Source organism: Thalassolituus sp., assembly GCF_984348125.1.
Map to the genome: position 1 here is coordinate 181,114 of NZ_CFHJLR010000005.1, position 21,001 is coordinate 202,114.

Annotated in this window: 8 protein-coding genes and 1 tRNA gene; 4 read left to right on the top strand and 5 right to left on the bottom strand. The window is 52.5% G+C overall.

Going from position 1 to position 21,001, the window contains the following annotated elements:
• Positions 1–195 precede the first annotated feature (195 nt).
• Positions 196–272 (top strand) — tRNA-Met (locus AC5E51_RS05665).
• A gap of 178 nt (positions 273–450) precedes the next feature.
• Positions 451–1,368 (top strand): fructosamine kinase family protein, encoded by a 918-nt coding sequence (locus AC5E51_RS05670; protein WP_488045702.1) that lies wholly within the window; start codon positions 451–453, stop codon positions 1,366–1,368.
• Positions 1,369–1,430: 62 nt separating this feature from the next.
• Here AC5E51_RS05670 and pdxH read toward each other — a convergent pair whose 3' ends face one another.
• Positions 1,431–2,069 carry a pyridoxamine 5'-phosphate oxidase gene (gene pdxH / locus AC5E51_RS05675; RefSeq protein ID WP_068444089.1) on the bottom strand — a complete coding sequence of 213 codons (639 nt, stop codon included), beginning with the start codon at positions 2,067–2,069 and terminating at the stop codon, positions 1,431–1,433.
• Between the two features lie 32 nt (positions 2,070–2,101).
• Here pdxH and AC5E51_RS05680 point away from each other — a divergent pair, with 32 nt between their 5' ends.
• Complete coding sequence (locus tag AC5E51_RS05680) at positions 2,102–2,617, top strand: RDD family protein (protein WP_297531828.1); 516 nt, start codon at positions 2,102–2,104, stop codon at positions 2,615–2,617.
• Positions 2,618–2,623: 6 nt separating this feature from the next.
• On the opposite strand, the gene lptG is transcribed toward AC5E51_RS05680, so the two are convergent.
• Both lptG and lptF read right to left on the bottom strand, forming a co-directional pair.
• Complete coding sequence (gene lptG, locus AC5E51_RS05685; protein WP_297531830.1) at positions 2,624–3,688, bottom strand: LPS export ABC transporter permease LptG; 1,065 nt, start codon at positions 3,686–3,688, stop codon at positions 2,624–2,626.
• Entirely contained in the window at positions 3,685–4,755 is a 1,071-nt protein-coding gene (gene lptF / locus AC5E51_RS05690) for an LPS export ABC transporter permease LptF (RefSeq protein ID WP_301378352.1), read from the bottom strand. Before lptF ends, lptG begins: the two co-directional genes overlap by 4 nt.
• A gap of 226 nt (positions 4,756–4,981) precedes the next feature.
• Here lptF and AC5E51_RS05695 point away from each other — a divergent pair, with 226 nt between their 5' ends.
• Positions 4,982–6,445 carry a leucyl aminopeptidase gene (locus AC5E51_RS05695; protein ID WP_068444086.1) on the top strand — a complete coding sequence of 488 codons (1,464 nt, stop codon included), beginning with the start codon at positions 4,982–4,984 and terminating at the stop codon, positions 6,443–6,445.
• A 25-nt stretch (positions 6,446–6,470) separates the two neighbouring features.
• Here the strand turns inward: AC5E51_RS05695 and AC5E51_RS05700 are convergent, their stop codons facing one another.
• Together AC5E51_RS05700 and AC5E51_RS05705 are read right to left on the bottom strand one after the other, a co-directional pair.
• Positions 6,471–10,445, bottom strand: coding sequence for an OmpA family protein (locus tag AC5E51_RS05700; RefSeq protein ID WP_491778249.1), 3,975 nt, complete (start codon positions 10,443–10,445; stop codon positions 6,471–6,473).
• 190 nt (positions 10,446–10,635) lie between these two features.
• On the bottom strand, positions 10,636–20,850 hold the full coding sequence (locus AC5E51_RS05705) for a DUF8202 domain-containing protein (RefSeq protein ID WP_491778250.1): 10,215 nt from the start codon (positions 20,848–20,850) through the stop codon (positions 10,636–10,638).
• Positions 20,851–21,001 lie beyond the last annotated feature (151 nt).

Below are 21,001 nucleotides of genomic sequence, written 5' to 3' on the forward strand. Positions count from 1 at the left end.
AACGCTGATACCTGAAAAGCCCGGATTCCGGTGGCAGAGAAAGCCTCTGCCACCTGCCTTCGGGCTTTTTTATGCGTGTAATCCGGATATCCGGTAAGCCGTTGAAATTCATAACGAAAAACTGTTGACAGAGTTAAAAATGGTGGCATAATACGCGCCACTTGAGACGCACACGCGACCAAGGAAGTTTGAAGTGGCTATGTAGCTCAGCTGGTTAGAGCACAGCATTCATAATGCTGGGGTCACTGGTTCAAGTCCAGTCATAGCTACCACGAATTCTTAAGGCCCCGACGGTTAGTAACCGCTTCGGGGCTTTTTTTTGCCTGTTTACTTTCGTACACAAAACCCACACACGACCTTACCTGGGTTACGCTATTCTGAGAACTGATCATCATTATCGTCTTCAAGGCGATATATACTGATCAAATGTTCAAATAATGGTGTCTGCTTATGCCACTCCCACAGACTGCATCGCACAGTAATCCCGAGTACACGCTCACTCGCCTGCTTGCCGATGCGATTGACCAACGCAAGCTACCCGTCGGCGCGTGCGATATTCTTAACTATTGCCAGCATCTTAATAACAGTAAGCAGCAGCAGTTTGTCATTCACACCGAAGCAGGCGATTTTTTTCTGAAAATGCAGCCAGCATCCGGGCTGGCGAGTGAACAATTTGCCGCTGAGGTATCAGGCCTCCTTGAAATTGCCAGAACACAGGCCATCCGGACTGCCGTTCCCTATGCGACCGGTGAGGTCGACGGTCATTCATACATCCTGTTGTCTCACCTGCCGCTCGCAGTGCACGGAGACTGGCAACAAGCGGGAGTAGAACTCGCCAAGCTACACGGTAACCATAGCGATCAGGGCTACGGCTACGGCAAGACCACATTCTGTGGTCCTACACCGCTGAATAACAGCTGGCGTCATAGCTGGTCAGACTTTTTCGTCGAGCAGCGCCTTGAACCTCTGGTACGGGAGCTTGCTAGTCAGGGGGATGTGTTTGCCAGTGCAGATCGGGTACTGCATGCCTGTTCGAATGCCTTAAAAGATCACCAGCCGGATTCATCTCTCCTTCATGGTGACCTCTGGTCCGGAAATATCGGTTTTATTCCTGACAGTCGCGGGTCTCTCCCGGTTATCTACGATCCGGCATGCTACTACGGCGACGCCGAAGCTGATCTTGCGATGACAGAACTCTTTGGACGCTTCCCTGACGCCTTTTATAAGGGCTACCAGAGTGTGCGTAAGATCGAGGAGGGATACGAAGAGAGAAGAGGTATCTATCAGCTGTTCCACCTGCTGAACCATGCCGTACTCTTTGGTGGGCATTACGTCACTCAGAGCCGCGATCTGATGCGCCGGCTCTGAGGTCAGAAAGTTCAGTAAGTACCGCTTAAAGGCGGATTAAGGAGACTGACTAAAGAGCCTCATTAAGGATTGAGGCGCTGTTTAGTCCAGCCTTTAGCATCATGCAGATATTCCAGACGGTCGTGCAGGCGCGCCTCCCCTCCTTGCCAGAATTCGAAACGCTGAGGGCTCAGACGATACCCTCCCCAATGATCAGGTACTGGAATTTCACACCCTTCGTATTCACTTTTAAGCTTTTCAAAGCGGGCCTCCAGTTCAGCGCGGTTACCGAGCGGTGCACTCTGGTCTGATGCCCAGGCCCCCAACTGACTCTCGCGAGGTCGCGAGTGAAAATAGGCTTCGGTCTCTTCCCGGGAGATTTTCGTCACCACTCCCTGAACCATGGCCTGCCGCTCCTGAGCCAGCCAGGCAAAATGCAGAGCGGCTTTCGGATTATCCCCGAAGTGACGGGCTTTATTACTGGTGTAATTCGTGAAAAACACGAAGCCGTCTTCATCGTAACTCTTCAATAAGAGAATACGTTGCCACGGCTGACCTTCGCTGTCGCAGGAGGCGACCGTCATCATGGTAGGCTCGTCTGGGCTTGCAGCTTTTTGCTCTTCAAACCACGCATGAAACTGAGTCATAGGGTTTTCTGCCGCCGTATTTTCATCCAATCGCCCGGCCGTATATTCACGACGGATATCAAACAGATCAACCATAAGATGACTCCTGTAATTTTGGTCTTGGGCTTATGTTAACATTCCCATCCGGACGCGTCCTGACCGGCGTCAGTTACCAGATTGCAGAGGTTATTTACCCCATGTCGCTACAAAACTACCCTACCGCATCTCTTGTTCGTCGCCTTGCAGCCATGGCATACGATGCGCTGGTGCTTCTTGCTCTCTATATTATTCTGGGGGGGCTGCTGGTCACGGCGATATCGGCAATGACAGGTCAGGAAGAGATGGTTCGCCTGAGCCCGGCAATGGTCGGCTCTGTCTTTTATACGATCTGCTTTCTGTACTACATGCACTCATGGCGCCGTGGTGGTCAGACCATTGGCATGAAAGCCTGGAACATCTATCTGATTACCAATGACAACTCACCCGTCAAACTCAGTCACTGCATACTGCGCAGTGCGACTGGCTTTTTCTCATTAGCCATTGTTGGGCTGGGTTATTTCTGGATGCTGATCGATAAAAAAGAACGCACCTGGCACGACATTGCGTCGCTGACACGTATTGTTTATCGCCCGAAAGGCAGCTGACTTTCGTCAGCCGCTCTTACGAAGCAAGTACACTCCGATCAGTGCACTCAGAACAATGGGAATAATACTGGCCATAATTGGCGCGAAGCCAAGCACAATGCTGGCCGGTGCCAGCATCTCTTCCAGATACTTATACACCAGCCCCACGAGAATCCCTGAAAAGATCCGCGAGCCAGCAGTCACCTGACGCAATGGCCCAAAGATAAAGGCGGCACCGAGCAGTACCAGTGCAAAGGTACTCAGAGGTTGTGTCACCTTTTTCCAGAACGACAACAGATAGTTATCTGCATTGAGATCCTGATCGTCCAGATACTGCGCATAAGCGTACAGATTGGAGATCGACATATCGCGTGGTTCGATCATGACGACGCTCAGGCTCTCGGGAGTCAGTCCGGAATCCCAACGTTTAGAGCCGTATGAAGTCACGCTGCTTTGATCGTCGCTAATCAACTGCTCACGGACATTCTGCATCTGCCAGTGGCTACGCTGAAAGATCGCCCTCTCCGCACGCACAACGCGAGTCAGTTCTTTTTCTGGCGAGAAGTAAAAGACAGCAATACCGTGCAGAACACCATTAGGCTCAACGGCACGGAAGCGCATGAACTGGTCACCCTCACGGTGCCAATAGCCCTTGCCTTTATTCGACAGCAGCTCTCCTTTGCCTTGTTGCACCGCCTTCTGAGACTGAGCCATTCTCTCCAATGTAGGAATCGCATACTCCGCCAAAGCAACACTAAGAACCATCAATACCGCAACCGGCTTAATCACTGACCAGATGATACGGGTAACCGAGAGTCCAGCGGCTCTCATCACCGTCAGTTCACTACTGGCTGCGAGTCCGCCGAGACCAGCCAGACAACCAATCAGACACGCCATCGGCATGTACTCGTAGGCCCGGCGAGGTAGCCTCAGAGCCATGAACTCAAGCGCCTCGACGAAACCATAGGCGCCTTTGAGCTGATCCAGCTCATCTACTAAGGTAAAAATTGCATCGAGACCCACAATCACCAGAATAACGACCAGTGTGGCCATCAGGACGCTTTTACCAACGTAGCGGTCAAGACGGGTCATAGGACTCTCCCAGCCCGACGACGTCGGAGAATTTCAGGGCCAACCAGAAGCGCCAGCCCTATTAGCAGGTAAATTAGATGAAGTGCCCAGATAGCCATAGCCGGAACGCGCTCTTTCTCGAGCATACCGCGCATAGCGATGAGCAGAGAGATGTAGACCATAAACAGAATGATGGCTGGGAACATACGGGCAAAGCGTCCCTGCCTTGGATTAACCTTAGACAGAGGGAAAGCGATCAACACAAGCACAGGCACCATCACAATCAACGACAAACGCCAGTGCAACTGCGCCTGAAACTTAGGGTCTTGCGAAGACAAAAGATCCAGTGTGGCTACCGCATCCTTACGTACTTTACGACGATCCTCGGATTCATCCGCGATCTTCACACCGTAACGCTCGAACTCGAGCACCTGCAATTCCGCACTATCAGCAGCCAGGTCAAAACGCTTACCGTTATGCAGTTCCAGAAAACGCGAGCCGGTTTCCTGACTGAAATACTGGCTGCCTTTCTCGGCAAGCATCAAAGTATCACCATCTGCGATGAACACCTGGTTCATCACCGTCTTATTGTCAGACAATGATTCGGTATAGGTGACACGGGTTCCTTTCTTCATACTCTGAAAGCGGCCCGGGGCAAGTAACTCAAACTCGGTCATTTCTGCTTGTTTTTCGTACAGATCTTCCATTTTCTCTGCACCAAGAGGGCTGAGATATAACGAAAAAGACCCCACGATCACCATCACGACCGCGCCAGGAATCATCGTAAACAGTAACAAGCGACGGTCAGAAAACCCAGTTGCTGAGAGCACACTCATTTCGTTCTCTGAATACATACGACCGTACGCCAGCAGTACAGAGATAAACAGCGCCATTGGAAGGATCATTTCGAGGAACGACGGCATTCTCAGAAGCAGCGTGAAGAAAACGACTTCCAGAGGAATTTCACCGGCAGCCGCGGACGCCAGCTGATTGATAAGCCGGCCGCTCATCATGATCATGAGAAGCACGATCGTAACGGCGCCCATTGTGCCGAGCAATTCACGTGATAAATATCGGAATAAGATCAAACGGTGCCGCACCTGTTTTGTCTGGTCGTCATCTGCCTGTCGGGTCTGATTGGCATCTGGCAGTTGTCGTGTAAATCAGAGAGTAACCACAAGGCAGCATTGTACTGTTTTTTTTAGCTTCCGTTACCCCAGCCACTTGTATTTTCACGGTCTGGCCGCACACTTAGCTGGAACACTTTAATTCGCTACACCGAATACGACCGAACCTGCCCTCTAAGGAGCTACGATGGATTTTCAGATTTTCACCGGTAACCCTGCAGAACTGACTGCAGATACTCTTGTTGTCACGATTAACGATAACGGTGAGCTTTCTGCCTCTGCCGAAAAGATAGACACCGCATCGGCTGGCGCGGTTCAGGCCCGAATCAAGGCAAAAGATATTACTGGTGCCGCAGGTAGCTCCCTGACCCTGTATTCACTGGCCGGAACAGAAGCCAGCCGCACTGTGATTATTGGCGGTGGCAAAGACAACCTCAATGCCGTTGACGCCAACAAAATCGCCAGTGCCATAGGTAAAGCGATCTCTGGTAAAGAAGGTACCGCCGCGGTAGACGTCTCTGCATTGGCGACGGACAGCCGGCCACAAGCCTGGTGGGCAGAACAGATCGTACTCGCGGTTCACGCGGCACAGTACAAGTTCATTGCTACCCTTCCCGGTAAAGAGCCAACACCTGCGCTAGATACCCTGATCTGGATCGGCGATGACGTCAAAGATGCCCTGACCGTTGCCGACGCCAAAGGCCTCGGCACATCGTACGCCAAAGAACTCGGCAATATGCCACCGAACATCTGTACGCCGACCTATCTGGCAGACGAAGCACAGAAGCTGTCTGATGGCGCAGGCTTTACCTGTAAGGTGTACGATGAAAAAGAAATGGAGGAGATGGGCGCTGGCGCATTTTATTCGGTCGCCAAAGGCTCTTCAGAGCCTGGCAAGCTGATCATTATGGAATACAAAGGCGCAGGCGATGATGCTCCTCACATGATCGTGGGCAAGGGCATCACCTTTGATACCGGCGGTATCAGCCTGAAACCTGGCGCTAAAATGGACGAGATGAAGTACGACATGTGCGGTGCAGCTTCTGTACTGGGCACAATGAAAACTCTCGCCGAACTTAAACCGGCCATTAACGTAGTGGCTATCATTACCAGCGCTGAAAATATGCCTGCGGGCGACGCCAGCAAGCCGGGTGACGTAGTAACAACCTTATCCGGTCAGACCGTGGAAATTCTGAACACTGACGCCGAAGGCCGACTGGTGCTGTGCGATGCTCTGACTCTGGGCATCCGTGATTACAAGCCGGCCACCTGTGTGGATGTTGCCACCCTGACTGGCGCCTGTATGGCGGCTCTCGGGAAGGTGAATTCTGGCTTGTTTACCACAGATGAAGAATTGGCTACTGAGCTGAATACTGCAGGCGCTTACTCCGGCGACCGCGTCTGGCGTTTACCACTGGAAGACGATTACCAGTCACTGCTCGACAGCAACTTTGCTGACATCGCTAATATCGGTGGCCCACTGGCGGGCGCGACAACAGCGGCTTGCTTCCTGTCCCGCTTCACCGAGGGTACCCGCTGGGCTCACGTTGATATTGCCGGGCCAGCATGGGGCGGTGACGGCACCAGCAAAGGCGCAACAGGTCGCCCTGTTCCTCTGCTTACTACCTATCTGTTGAATAAAGTAAGCTGATATCAGAGCTGACTTTTCGCCCGCATCAGCGGGCGAAAAATACCTCGGCGCGGTGCTCAGATGCCGCGTCGTCAACCGGACGCGTTGAAATCACAACCCGGTTAGACGGCACTCCTCGTCTCACCAGATATTGATACACAGCACGGGCACGCTGATAAGCCAGATCATCGCGACGTGAGTCCTGATCCAGGCCGGCCTGTTCTCCTGTTCCAACCACAACGAGTGTTACCCCCGGACACTTAAAGAAGTCGTCGCTGATTTTATCTAAACGAGAGAAGTATTCACGCTGCAACAAGTAAGAGCTCTCTGAGAACTCTACCTGAGCATTCTTAAGCTGCAGCCCACAATCCGCAACATGAGTTCTGGCAACCCGTTGGCTGGCCACCTGATACGGCTGATACAAGGGTGTGCGTTCTTCGTCTGGGTCATAGCTACGCCCGGCTTGACCACGGCTTGCCGGAGCGTATGGATACCAACTGAGCCCCAGCCCCCAACTGAATACATCACCCGACAGTCTCTCTGCGGTTGCTTTCAATTCAACACCGGAAGAAAGACCGTAGGTCACACCGCCACCAAGCGACACGTTGACCGGGTTCTCCAGCTCATTGTTAGCACTTCCAGAAACAAACATGCGGCTAACGCCGCTGGAAATGAACCAATTCAGTTTGTGAGGCCAGGTATCATCATAGCGCCGGTTCGAATACCAGATGGATGGATACCAGGCGACAGAGGCTGCCGCAAAACTGTATTCAGCATTCTCTACCGTATTGTCTCTTAGGGCCTGAAGCTCACCCTTCTGACTGAAGTCGAACTCCATCGCCCACTGATCAAACAAGTCATAGCCTGCACCGAGACTCACACCCCAGTCATGTCGGTCTGAGACTGTGTATACGCTGTCCTCTGTCTCCGGGCTGAAACGAGAATATTCTGCACTGCCCGTCATGTACAGACGTTGTTTCGACCATTCGGCCGCTGTCGCAGGCACAGTCAGCATGGTGCTTAAAATAAGGATCAGCGCGATTGAACCGCGACGAATTAACAGAAGAGCAAACATTCCCCAAAGCACTGAGAAAGCGCCGACACCAGTTGAGGAAGTCATATGATCTGACAGGGCCTCTGGTGCCTCCGGAGCCTGCTCGCCCTCCCCGTCACCGGAATCTGTATTTTCATCCGGAGCCTGATACTGGGTGTCATCGTCCAGATAATCCGGAATGCCGTCGCCGTCTGAATCCGGGCATTCACCAGCCACCGGGCACTCTTCTGCGTCGCCAATACCATCGCCGTCCGAGTCGCCACCACCAGGAGAGGTGTCCGGATCTTCGGCATCGGGAATACCATCGCCGTCACTGTCTACCGACATATAATCCGGTGTACCATCACTGTCGGTATCGCGGCAGTAAGGATAACCTTCAGGGCACTCCTCTGAATCGGCCAGACCGTCCCTATCGCTGTCTCCGCCATTCTCCCCTTGCGACGCATCAACTTGCGATGGAATACCATCACCGTCTGCATCATCAGTGAGTGCACTGCCGAACAGGGTCTCGTCCTCATCACTGACGCCGTCATTGTCACTGTCGGTGTCCGCATAATCGGGTTGACCATCGCCATCCGTATCAAGAGGCAACCAGTTGTCGCGCAAGCCATTACTGTCAGCATCCGGACCGTTGTCCAGAACGCCATCTCCATTTATGTCGGCGTCGTAGCGGTTGTCATACCCGTCGCCATCATCATCTGCCGGGCTGATTATGCCTGCCTCATAACCATCAGGAATCGAATCAGAATCACTGTCTGACTGCATATAGTTGGGAACACCGTCCTGATCGGCATCACCACAGCATTCGAAAACATCAGGTAAGGCATCAGAATCGCTGTCACCACTACCCAATGAATTATCGGAGTCACGAACATCGGCGATTCCATCATCATCAGTATCATTCAAGGTTTCGGTCAAGTCATCGATGCCATCAGCGTCACTGTCGGTATCCAGCAAGTCTGGGGTCCCATTGCCATCGGTATCGCGAAGTGCAAAATCTGTGATGCCATCACCATCGCGGTCCGCTGCACCGGTGGAGTCCGCATCCATAGCATCATCAATACCGTCGTTGTCAGCGTCGCTACCGGCCAGAGTGACCGCCAGCTCCTCGTCATCGCGGAAGTCATCACCATCAGAGTCACGGCGTGTCGGATCAGAGCCTATTAAGGTTTCTACATAGTTCGATAAGCCGTCGTGATCCGAATCATTAGTCGGTGTAAAGACATCAGCGACACCATCACCGTTCTCATCCCGCGGGTTGCTCGCATCGCTACCGACTTCAGCGCCATCAAGCACCCCATCATTATCTGAGTCGGGGTTTTCCGGGTCAGTCCCTACGAGCGCCTCATCCGTGTCGCTCAGCCCGTCGTTATCATCATCGGTGTCTGTAACGTCAGAGATACCATCGTTATCGTTGTCCGCCGGCACACTGCTATCGTCCTTGGGATCAGAACCTGCGAGTACTTCGTCATCGTCGGTATAACCATCACCATCATCATCGGAGTCTGCATTATCACCAATGCCATCGCCGTCGGTATCTTCTGTTTCGATAGGATCATTCGGGAATGCGTCTTCAGGATCGATCACGCCGTCTTCATCGGAGTCGAGGGTGATAGCCAAGGTGAAATAATCGCCGTCGGTTAATTCAATGCCTGCTATTTCACCGGTCGAAGCGTTCACTTCACCAAGAGTCACTGCACCAGCAGAAAAATCATCATCAGCATTACGACGCACCAGATACACCTTTGACCCCGGTGCCAGAGCAGGCAGGTCGAATTTCATGGCAAGCGGAGCGATAAGACTGCTTGCCTGATACAGCCACACACGCTCTGACCGATAAGAATATGATCCTGAAACATTCGTGCTTGAAAAAGACACTGCACCACCGTTATGCCCCATCAAGGCGAAAGAGCGGTCAGCGCCAAGGACCGGACGAGCAGTATTATTACCGGAAGCAAAATCAGTCGTCGTAGAAACGGTCAGTTCGGGAGAAGTAACCGACCGGGAAATAAGCTGGTTCAGGCCACTCGTATCATCCCGCCCGAGGCCAAAAACGTCGGTGTTATAGGCTGAGTTTACGGTCGACTGCCAGACAACGGTGTTGTCCGAAGCCAGGTAGTCACTTGACAGCCCGATTCCGTGTTTTACGGCCAGGTAGCTATTCACCCGCATTAATTCATTGTCAGAGAGAGCGGTTTCAAACCAAAGCACTTCCATGATGTCGCCGTTAAACCCAACAGCCTGGTCGTAGTAAACACCGTATCCTAACGAGAAATTATCACCATCAATGGCGGCTGGGCTGTCCAATACACTAAATGAGCTCTCGTTGTTAATACCAATGGTCACCTCGGTATTGTTAGATCCCCCGACTTTTGCATAGGTAATCGAAGTGTCGGAGAGAGGCACAGGCGAACTGTAGAGATAATCGGGAGCAGTATAAGGGTCAGACATAACCCGTAGCTCAACGCGTCCAGGATAATCCGAATCTGCACCAGTGACAGAAATGCCCGGCTCGTTAGCCTGCGACCATACCGAGTTACTGGAAACCCCCATAATACGAGCAACGCTGTCGGTGTCTGGCAACTCAGATAAACGGGTAACCGCAATCATAGTCAGAGGAACAATAACTCTGTCATCGGCGACGAAAGATGCGTTACGCTCCCGGAAGAAACGGTCTTTGGTAAACCCTGTCGCATATGGATGAAAGTTGTGTTCCGCGTCTGGGGAAGTCATAGACCATGGAACGGTATCGTATTCCGCTTCAACGCTGTTTGAATGTCGGGAGTGATCTTTCCAGGCATCCCATCGATCAGGATCAGTAGGGTCATTAGAAATAATTGCATCGTCAGATTTGAGCCAAAGCCCAACATCTTCCGAGCTGACACCACCCGGCGCGGCCTGAACTGAAACAGAAAAAGTACAGAGTACCGACAGCAAAGAGGCCGCCGACCATTGAAACGCCTTCATACAATTATCTCCGTCCCGTCCACGTGTGGGGATCTGTCAGCTGACCGTTATTATTGTTAAATGCCGACAGCAGTGGCGGTAAGGATGTATCTTAAAAAGACAGCCCCCAGATTACAACGTGTAACCTGAGGGCTTACATATGATTTACGGGTGTTCATAGAACAGCACGGCAACGCTGCCGCCCTATAGATCACTCAGAGTGGTCACCGAAATAGAGTTCCACACGACGTTTCTCGTTTTCGCTCAGACCTCTTGAGACATCGATACCTCGCGAGATTTTCACGATACGGTTAGAAGGAATACCTCGCTCCATCAGGTATTGCGCCACAGATTCTGTGCGCTTCAGAGCAAGCGCTTCGTTGTAGCGCTTCGAGCCACGGCTGTCGGTATAACCAATCAGTGTGATCTCGAGATCAGGACAGGTGAAAAAGTCTTCTGCCGCCCTATCCAGGCTTTCATCAAACTCGGAAGTCAGTCGTGAAGAATCATAGGCAAACAGAACATCCGCTCGTGAGCGCTCTACCTGGCACACCTCCTCCGGGCCTGCGGCAGTAGGTTCGATCACTACGACCGGCTTAGCAGACGGAACAGCAACATCAACCGGCGCATAAACCGGCAGTGCGGCCTCTTCGATCACCTGAGACTCACGTTTCCAGGAACGACTTTCGGAAGCAAACGGATACCAGATCAGACTCAGACCGTAAGTCAGGACATCGCCGGAGATGCGATCCAGTGATCCACGCAACTGAAGCTTAGGCGTCAGACCATAGGTCACACCGGCGCCATACATGATGTTCATTGAGTTCTCACTCTCCGACAGAGCATCACCTGAAGTATTCAGGCGCGACACGCCACCGGTAAGGTACCAATTGAACTTCTCTGGCCAGTCTCCAGCATAGCGGTGATTCTCTCTCCAGATCGCAGGGAACCACTTTGCCGACAGCACTGCAGCATTGTATTCAACACCGACATCGTTACCGCCGGTCGCGGCTTCCAGCTCACCTTTAGCGGCATAAGAGAACTCAATCGCCAGCTCATCCAGCACGTCGTATCCCACACCCAGTCCAGCACCCCAGTCATGACGGTCAGTAATTCTGATACCGCCACCTTCCGTGATAGGCGCAAAGCGTGAGTACTCCAGTGCACCGAGTACATAAAGACGCTCTTTATCAACTTCTACCGCTACCACTGGTAAAGACGCTGCTGCAAGTAGCACCGCCAGGTGCCGGCGGCGAACCAGAAGAAGAGCAGCAGCCATCCAGAGAAGGCTCATAGAACCCGACCCTGTTGACGTTCGCAGGTAGCCTTCATTGCTATCGACCACGCCATTCTTGTTGCTGTCTGTATTTTCCTCACCATCTTCAATGCCATCTCCATCAGAGTCTGGGTTCAGCGGATCGGAACCCGCAGCCACTTCGTCGCCATCAGACACACCATCGTTGTCCGAGTCTGCATTGTTAGGGTCAGTACCAAGCTCGTCTTCTTCTTCATCGGTCAGGCCATCGTTATCGGTATCTGTATTACCCGGGGCCTGATCGATGCTGTCATCAGTGTCATCAAGATAATCCGGCGTTCCGTCACCATCACTGTCTTCACAGTTCGGGTAACCCGCAGAACATTCATCTTCATCACTAATGCCATCACCATCGCTGTCACCGCCAGAAGTACCAGCATCACCGTTGTCACCATCAACACGATCAGGGATGCCATCACCGTCGGTATCACGATCCGGGAAGGCGCCATAGCCAGACTCTTCCTCGTCAGGGATACCATCGTTATCGCTATCCGTATCGCGATAATCAGCCAGGCCATCGCCATCTGAGTCTATCGGCTGCCAGAAGTCGTTGATGCCGTCCAGGTTGCCGTCAGGACCATTATCGACGTTACCGTCACCGTCTATGTCGGCGTCATAAGTGTCATCGTAACCATCCAGATCAGTGTCATTACCACTGATGCCAGCTTCAATTACGTCGTCAATAAAGTCACTGTCGGTGTCTGTCTGCATGTAGTCAGGCTGACCATCACGATCGGTGTCGTAGCAGCACTCGATCGCATCCGGGATAAAGTCACCATCGCTATCACCACCGCCCACTGCAGTCACAGGGTCTACCAGATCAGGAATACCATCACCATCCGCGTCGGCCAGCGTTTCATTGATGTCATCAATACCATCATTGTCGCTGTCTGTATCTAGCAGGTTAGGTATGCCATCACCATCCACATCAACAATTGCGAAGTCAGCTACACCGTCACCGTTCTCGTCGGGTGCTCCGATGACGCTTGCATCCAGCGCATCATCAATACCGTCTTCATCAACATCCTCGCCAGTCAGAACAACAGCAATCTCTTCATGGTCGCGATAGCTATCGCCATCACTGTCACGAGACTCTGGATCTGAACCAATCAGAGTTTCGAGATAGTTTGAAAGACCATCGCTGTCACTGTCATTGGTGCTATCAAGAGCATCTGGAGTACCGTCACCATCTTCATCAGAAGGGTTGTTGGTATCACCAATTTCAGTGCCATCATCAACGCCATCACCATCTGAATCAGGGTTCTTCGGATCAGTACCGAGGTTCTCTTCATCTTCGTCAGAAATGCCATCGTTATCATCGTCGTCATCGTTAACATCAGAGATGCCATCACCGTCGTTGTCCGCAGGAACATCGTTCGGATCCAGTGGATCAGTACCATTCTGAGTCTCATCGTCGTCAGAGTAGCCATCGCCATCATCATCAGTATCAGCGTTGTTACCTATGCCATCACCGTCGGTATCCGTATCTTCATTCGGATCGTTCGGGAAGGCATCGTCTTCGTCGTTGACACCGTCGTTATCATCATCGTCGTCGTTAACATCAGAGATACCGTCACCGTCGTTATCCGCTGGAGTATCGTTCTCATCCAGAGGGTCCGTACCGCTATCGATTTCGTCCTGGTCGCTGTAACCATCGTTATCGTCGTCGGTGTCGGCATTATTACCTATGTCGTCGCCATCGGTATCCGTATCTTCATTCGGATCGTTCGGGAAAGCATCTTCATCATCGTTCACGCCGTCGTTGTCATCGTCGTTGTCGATGTTGTCAGGCACCCCATCTCCGTCGTTGTCATTTCCAACATCGTTCGGATCAAGCGGATCTGTTCCGGCTGCAACTTCGGTCTCGTTATTAATACCGTCATTGTCTGAGTCGTTGGTCGGATCATTATTCGCCGCATCCAGCTCATCCGATACACCGTCGTTATCTGCGTCGTTATTGGCAGATTCAAGCGCATCAATGATGCCATCACCGTCAGTATCCGTGGTGCCTTCAGCGCCGTCGTTTTTGCCATCACCGTCTGAATCACCATTCAACGGATCAGTACCGTTGGTCGCTTCATCCGCATCCGACACACCGTCGTTATCATCGTCGGAATCGATGTTATCTGGCGTACCGTCACCGTCGGTATCTGTTCCAACACTGCTCGGATCGAGCGGATCAGTGCCTGCAGCAACTTCGGTCTCGTTATTAATACCGTCATTGTCTGAGTCGTTGGTCGGATCATTATTCGCCGCATCCAGCTCATCCGATACACCGTCGTTATCTGCGTCGTTATTGGCAGATTCAAGCGCATCAATGATGCCATCACCGTCAGTATCCGTGGTGCCTTCAGCGCCGTCGTTTTTGCCATCACCGTCTGAATCACCATTCAACGGATCAGTACCGTTGGTCGCTTCATCCGCATCCGACACACCGTCGTTATCATCGTCGGAATCGATGTTATCTGGCGTACCGTCACCGTCGGTATCCGTACCCGCGTCGTTCGGATTCAGAGGATCGGTACCCGCCGCAACTTCAGTCTCGTTATTGATACCGTCGTTGTCCGAGTCGTTGGTCGGATCATTATTCGCCGCATCCAGCTCATCCGATACACCGTCGTTATCTGCGTCGTTATTGGCAGATTCAAGCGCATCAATGATGCCATCACCGTCAGTATCCGTGGTGCCTTCAGCGCCGTCGTTTTTGCCATCACCGTCTGAATCACCATTCAGCGGATCAGTGCCGTTGGTCGCTTCATCAGTATCCGATACACCATCATTATCATCGTCGGTATCGATGTTGTCTGGCGTGCCATCACCGTCGGTGTCAGTACCCGCATCGTTCGGATCAAGCGGATCAGTCCCGGCTGCGACTTCGGTCTCGTTATTGATACCGTCGTTGTCAGAGTCGTTGGTCGGATCATTATTCGCCGCATCCAACTCGTCAGATACGCCGTCGTTATCCGCATCGTTATTGGCAGACTCGAGCGCATCAATGATGCCATCACCATCAGTATCTGTGTTGCCTTCAGCGCCGTCGTTTTTCCCGTCGCCGTCAGAATCAGCATTCAGTGGATCAGTGCCGTTGGTCGCCTCATCAGTATCCGATACACCGTCGTTATCGTCGTCGGTGTCGATGTTATCAGGCGTACCGTCACCGTCGGTATCCGTACCCGCGTCGTTCGGATTCAGAGGATCGGTACCCGCCGCAACTTCAGTCTCGTTATTGATACCGTCGTTGTCCGAGTCGTTGGCCGGATCGTTATTCGCCGCATCCAGCTCGTCAGACACACCATCGTTATCTGCATCTTCGATAGATGATTCCAGTGCATCGATGATGCCATCACCATCAGTGTCGGTAGCGCCGTAGATATTACCAATTTCAGCCTGGTCACCTTTGCCGTCACCATCGGTGTCTGCGTTCAGAGGATCTGTTCCAAGAGCTGATTCGTCAGTGTCATTCACGCCATCGTTGTCATCGTCAAGGTCAAGCGTATTTGGTATACCGTCACCATCCGTATCGGTCCCTGCATCGTTCGGATTCAGAGGATCAGTGCCTGCCGCAACTTCGGTCTCGTTGTTGATACCGTCGTTATCTGAGTCGTTCGTCGGGTCGCTATTCGCCGCATCCTGCTCATCAGAAACACCGTCGTTATCTGCGTCGTTATTAGCAGATTCCAGTGCATCGATGATGCCGTCACCGTCAGTATCTGTGGTGCCTTCCGCAGCATCGCCTTTGCCGTCACCGTCTGAATCAGCATTCAGCGGATCTGTGCCGTTAGTCGCTTCGTCTGCATCCGATACACCGTCGTTATCATCGTCGTTATCGATGTTATCCGGTGTGCCGTCACCGTCGGTGTCAGTACCTGCATCGTTAGGATTCAGAGGATCAGTACCCGCCGCAACTTCAGTCTCGTTATTGATACCGTCGTTGTCAGAGTCGTTGGTCGGATCGTTATTCGCCGCATCCTGTTCGTCAGATACACCGTCGTTGTCTGCGTCGTTATTGGCAGATTCCAGTGCATCGATGATGCCGTCACCGTCAGTGTCGGTAGTACCTTCAGTGCCGTCGTTTTTACCATCGCCATCCGAGTCAGCATTCAGCGGATCAGTGCCGTTGGTCGCCTCATCAGTATCCGATACACCGTCGTTATCGTCGTCGGTGTCGATGTTATCAGGCGTACCGTCACCGTCGGTGTCAGTACCTGCATCGTTCGGATTCAGAGGATCAGTACCCGCCGCAACTTCGGTCTCGTTGTTGATGCCGTCGTCGTCAGAGTCATTGGTCGGATCGTTATTCGCCGCATCCAACTCATCAGATACACCGTCGTTATCTGCGTCGTTATTGGCAGATTCCAGCGCATCGATGATGCCGTCACCGTCAGTATCTGTGGTGCCTTCAGTGCCGTCGTTTTTGCCGTCGCCGTCGGTATCAGCATTCAGCGGATCTGTGCCGTTTGTCGCTTCGTCTGCATCCGATACACCGTCGTTATCATCGTCGGTATCGATGTTGTCTGGCGTGCCGTCACCGTCGGTATCCGTACCCGCGTCGTTCGGATTCAGAGGATCGGTGCCTGCCGCAACTTCAGTCTCGTTATTGATACCGTCGTTGTCCGAGTCGTTGGTCGGATCGTTATTCGCCGCATCCTGCTCATCCGATACGCCGTCGTTATCCGCATCGTTGTTGGCAGATTCCAGCGCATCAATGATGCCGTCACCGTCAGTATCTGTGGTGCCTTCAGCGCCGTCGTTTTTGCCGTCGCCGTCAGAATCAGCATTCAGCGGATCTGTGCCATTGGTCGCTTCGTCAGTATCGGATACACCGTCGTTATCATCGTCGGTATCGATGTTGTCTGGCGTGCCGTCACCGTCGGTATCCGTACCCGCGTCGTTCGGATTCAGAGGATCGGTGCCTGCCGCAACTTCAGTCTCGTTATTGATACCGTCGTTGTCCGAGTCGTTGGTCGGATCGTTATTCGCCGCATCCTGCTCATCCGATACGCCGTCGTTATCCGCATCGTTGTTGGCAGATTCCAGCGCATCAATGATGCCGTCACCGTCAGTATCTGTGGTGCCTTCAGCGCCGTCGTTTTTGCCGTCGCCATCGGTGTCACCATTCAATGGATCAGTACCGTTCGTCGCTTCGTCAGTATCGGATACACCGTCGTTATCATCGTCGGTATCGATGTTATCTGGCGTGCCATCACCGTCGGTGTCGGTACCCGCATCGTTCGGATCAAGCGGATCAGTCCCGGCTGCAACTTCAGTCTCGTTATTAATACCGTCGTTGTCCGAGTCGTTGGTCGGATCGTTATTCGCCGCATCCTGCTCATCCGATACGCCGTCGTTATCCGCATCGTTGTTGGCAGATTCCAGCGCATCAATGATGCCGTCACCGTCAGTGTCGGTGGTACCTTCAGCGCCGTCGTTTTTGCCGTCGCCATCGGTATCAGCGTTGAGTGGATCAGTACCATTGGTTGCTTCGTCAGCATCCGATACACCATCGTTATCATCGTCGGTATCGATGTTATCTGGCGTGCCATCACCATCGGTATCTGTTCCTGCATCGTTCGGATTCAGAGGATCGGTACCCGCCGCAACTTCAGTCTCATTGTTGATGCCGTCGTTGTCGGAGTCGTTAGTCGGATCATTATTAGCCGCATCGAGCTCGTCAGACACACCATCGTTATCCGCATCTTCGATGGAAGGCTCCAGAGCATCGATAATGCCGTCACCATCGGTGTCGGTAGCGCTGTATATATTGCCAATTTCAGCCTGATCACCTTTGCCATCGCCATCGGTGTCAGCATTCAGAGGATCAGTTCCCAGCGCTGATTCGTCGGTATCATTCACACCGTCATTATCATCGTCCTGGTCCAGGCTGTTCGGCGTTCCATCACCATCGGTGTCAATGCCGGCATCGTTTGGATCAAGCGGGTCAGTGCCTGCTGCAACTTCGGTTTCGTTGTTGATGCCGTCGTTGTCAGAGTCGTTGGTCGGATCGTTATTCGCCGCATCCAACTCATCAGATACACCGTCGTTATCTGCGTCGTTATTGGCAGATTCCAGCGCATCGATGATGCCGTCACCGTCAGTATCTGTGGTGCCTTCAGTGCCGTCGTTTTTGCCGTCGCCGTCTGAATCAGCATTCAGTGGATTGGTGCCGTTGGTCGCTTCATCAGCATCCGATACACCATCGTTGTCGTCATCGGTATCGATGTTATCTGGCGTACCATCACCGTCGGTATCCGCTCCAACACTGTTCGGATCGAGCGGATCAGTGCCTGCCGCAACTTCGGTCTCGTTGTTGATGCCGTCATTATCGGAGTCGTTGGTCGGATCGTTATTCGCCGCATCCTGTTCATCAGATACACCGTCATTGTCTGCATCATTGTTTGCAGATTCGAGCGCATCAATGACGCCGTCACCGTCAGTATCGGTAGTGCCTTCAGCGCCGTCGTTTTTACCGTCGCCATCCGAATCAGCATTCAGCGGATCAGTGCCGTTGGTCGCTTCATCAGTATCCGATACACCATCATTATCATCGTCGGTATCGATGTTGTCTGGCGTGCCGTCACCATCGGTGTCGATACCCGCGTCATTCGGATCAAGCGGATCAGTTCCGGCTGCAACTTCGGTCTCGTTATTGATTCCATCGTTATCAGAATCGTTGGTCGGATCGTTATTCGCCGCGTCCAGCTCATCAGAAACGCCGTCGCTGTCCGCGTCGTTGTTGGCAGATTCGAGAGCATCAATGATGCCATCACCGTCAGTATCTGTGGTGCCCTCAGCGCCGTCGTTTTTGCCGTCGCCGTCGGAATCAGCATTCAGTGGATCTGTGCCGTTTGTCGCTTCGTCTGCATCCGATACACCGTCGTTATCATCGTCGGTATCGATGTTGTCTGGCGTGCCGTCACCGTCGGTATCATTACCAACACTGTTCGGATCGAGCGGATCAGTGCCTGCTGCAACTTCGGTCTCATTATTAATACCGTCGTTGTCAGAGTCGTTGGTCGGATCGTTGTTGGCAGCGTCCAGCTCATCAGAAACACCGTCGCTATCCGCGTCGTTGTTTGCAGATTCGAGCGCATCAATGATGCCATCACCGTCAGTATCTGTGGTGCCTTCAGCGCCGTCGTTTTTGCCGTCACCATCAGAGTCAGCATTCAGTGGATCAGTACCATTCGTTGCTTCATCAGCATCCGATACAGTGTCGTTGTCATCGTCAGTATCGAAAGCGTCTGCAATGCCATCACCGTCGGTGTCTGTTGGCGTGCTGTTAGGGTCAAGAGGATCAGTACCGAGCTGTGTCTCCTGAATATTGCTGACGCCATCGTTATCAGAGTCGTTGTCAGGATCGTTATTGGCCGCATCCTGATGATCCATTACACCGTCACTATCAGTATCGGTGGTGTTGGACTCGAGTGCATCAATGGTACCGTCATTGTCGGTATCTGTTGGAGAAGCAACACTACCGACTTCGGTCAGGTCGTCGATACCATCGTTGTCAGAATCGGTATCAAGAGGATCAGTACCCAACAGACCTTCGTTGTCATCACTCAGGCCATCGTTATCGTCGTCAGTATCCGCGTTATTACCTACGCCATCGCCATCTGTATCGACAGTTTCATTCGGATCAAGAGGAAATGCATCCTGGAGATCTGGCACACCATCATTATCGTCGTCAGTATCGGCATTGTTACCGATACCATCGCCATCAGTATCTACTGACTCGTTCGGATCATTAGGAAACGCATCGTATGGGTCCAGCACACCATCGCCGTCAGAGTCGACAGTGACCGCCACAGTAAAGTAATCGCCTGAACTCAGACTCACGCCATTGATAATGCCTGTGGCCTTATTGATTTCACCGACCGCAATTGCGCCTGAGGTAAAGTCAGAGTTAGTACTTTTACGAACCAGATAAAGACGCGCACTAGCCGGCAATCCCGAAGGAATCGCGAACTGCATTGATACCGACTGGCTGAAACTGCTCTTCTGAACCAACCATTCGCGTCCAATACGATACGAATAAGGAGCACTGATTTCCGACGTCTGCAGGCTGTAGGCGCCTGCATTACGCCCGACAAAGAAGAAGCTGCGATCAGCTGAAATTGCTGTTGTACGTGCAGAGGCAGAGTTAGCTGAGGTGAAATCGTTCTGTGTTGCCAGAGTCAGACGCGTACTTTTGACTGAACGGGAAACTTTCTGGTTAAGCGTTGCTGCGTCGTCACGACCAAGGCCAAATACCGCATCCTGGAAGTTAGCATCCAGTGAGTCATCCCAGACGGTGGCGCCTGCACTGTTAACGTAGTTACCCGCAAGATCGATGCCGTACTTCACGGCCAGATAAGAGTTAATTCTTTGAGCTTCTGCGGAGGATACGGCACGCGTGAACCAGATGACCTCCATAATGTCGCCCTGGAAGGCATCGCCGCTGTCTTTGCGCCCATAGCCAACCAAGAGGTTGTCTCCACGGGTGACAGAAGCAAAGTCTGAGTTATATACATAATCCGCACCATTCATCCCCAAGGTGAATGTACGATTCTGGCTACCGCCAATAATCGCCGAACCTAAGACATTTTGCGACAAAGGAGCCGGCGTCGGGAACTCTACATTGATATCACTGCCTGAAGATCGCTCTGGTCGCAGTAGGAACTTACCCGCGCCGCTATTGCCGGTGCCCTGCAACGAATAACCGGGCTCACCCGCATAGTCCGTAGTGCTGTCGAGGCCGGTGATACGCCCTGAATTTCCGCTGACGTAAGAGCTTGTGCGAGTTACCGTAAAGATTGAAAGCGGAGTTTCTCTTTCTCCGCCCTGAACAATATTGGTGCGGTTGTTTCGGAAATGGCGACTACTGGTGTAGCCAGTAGTGTATGGATGGAAATTATGAGCGGCATTGGCCCCCGACACAGACCAGGAACCCACAGCGTCGATATCGCGCCCATTCCCGGAGCGGTCAGCCCAGGCATCGTTAATGTTGCCCGCATCATCTGACCTCAACCAGAGCGCAGAACCACTTACACCGCCTGGCGCTGCGAGAGTGATACTGGATACAGATATAGCTGCCCATGAGGCTACGAGAGCCAGGCCCTTAGAAAGTTTCATACGATCGCTCCATACCGAACCAGTTCGTCAGAATGAGAACTGGCTCACAATCCATTCAGATGTTTTTGCGGGATTCTATCGGCTGTGATACCCGCCAGCAATAGGCCTTAAGAGGTATATCCGGCATAGGAGCCACACAAACACTCCGAAA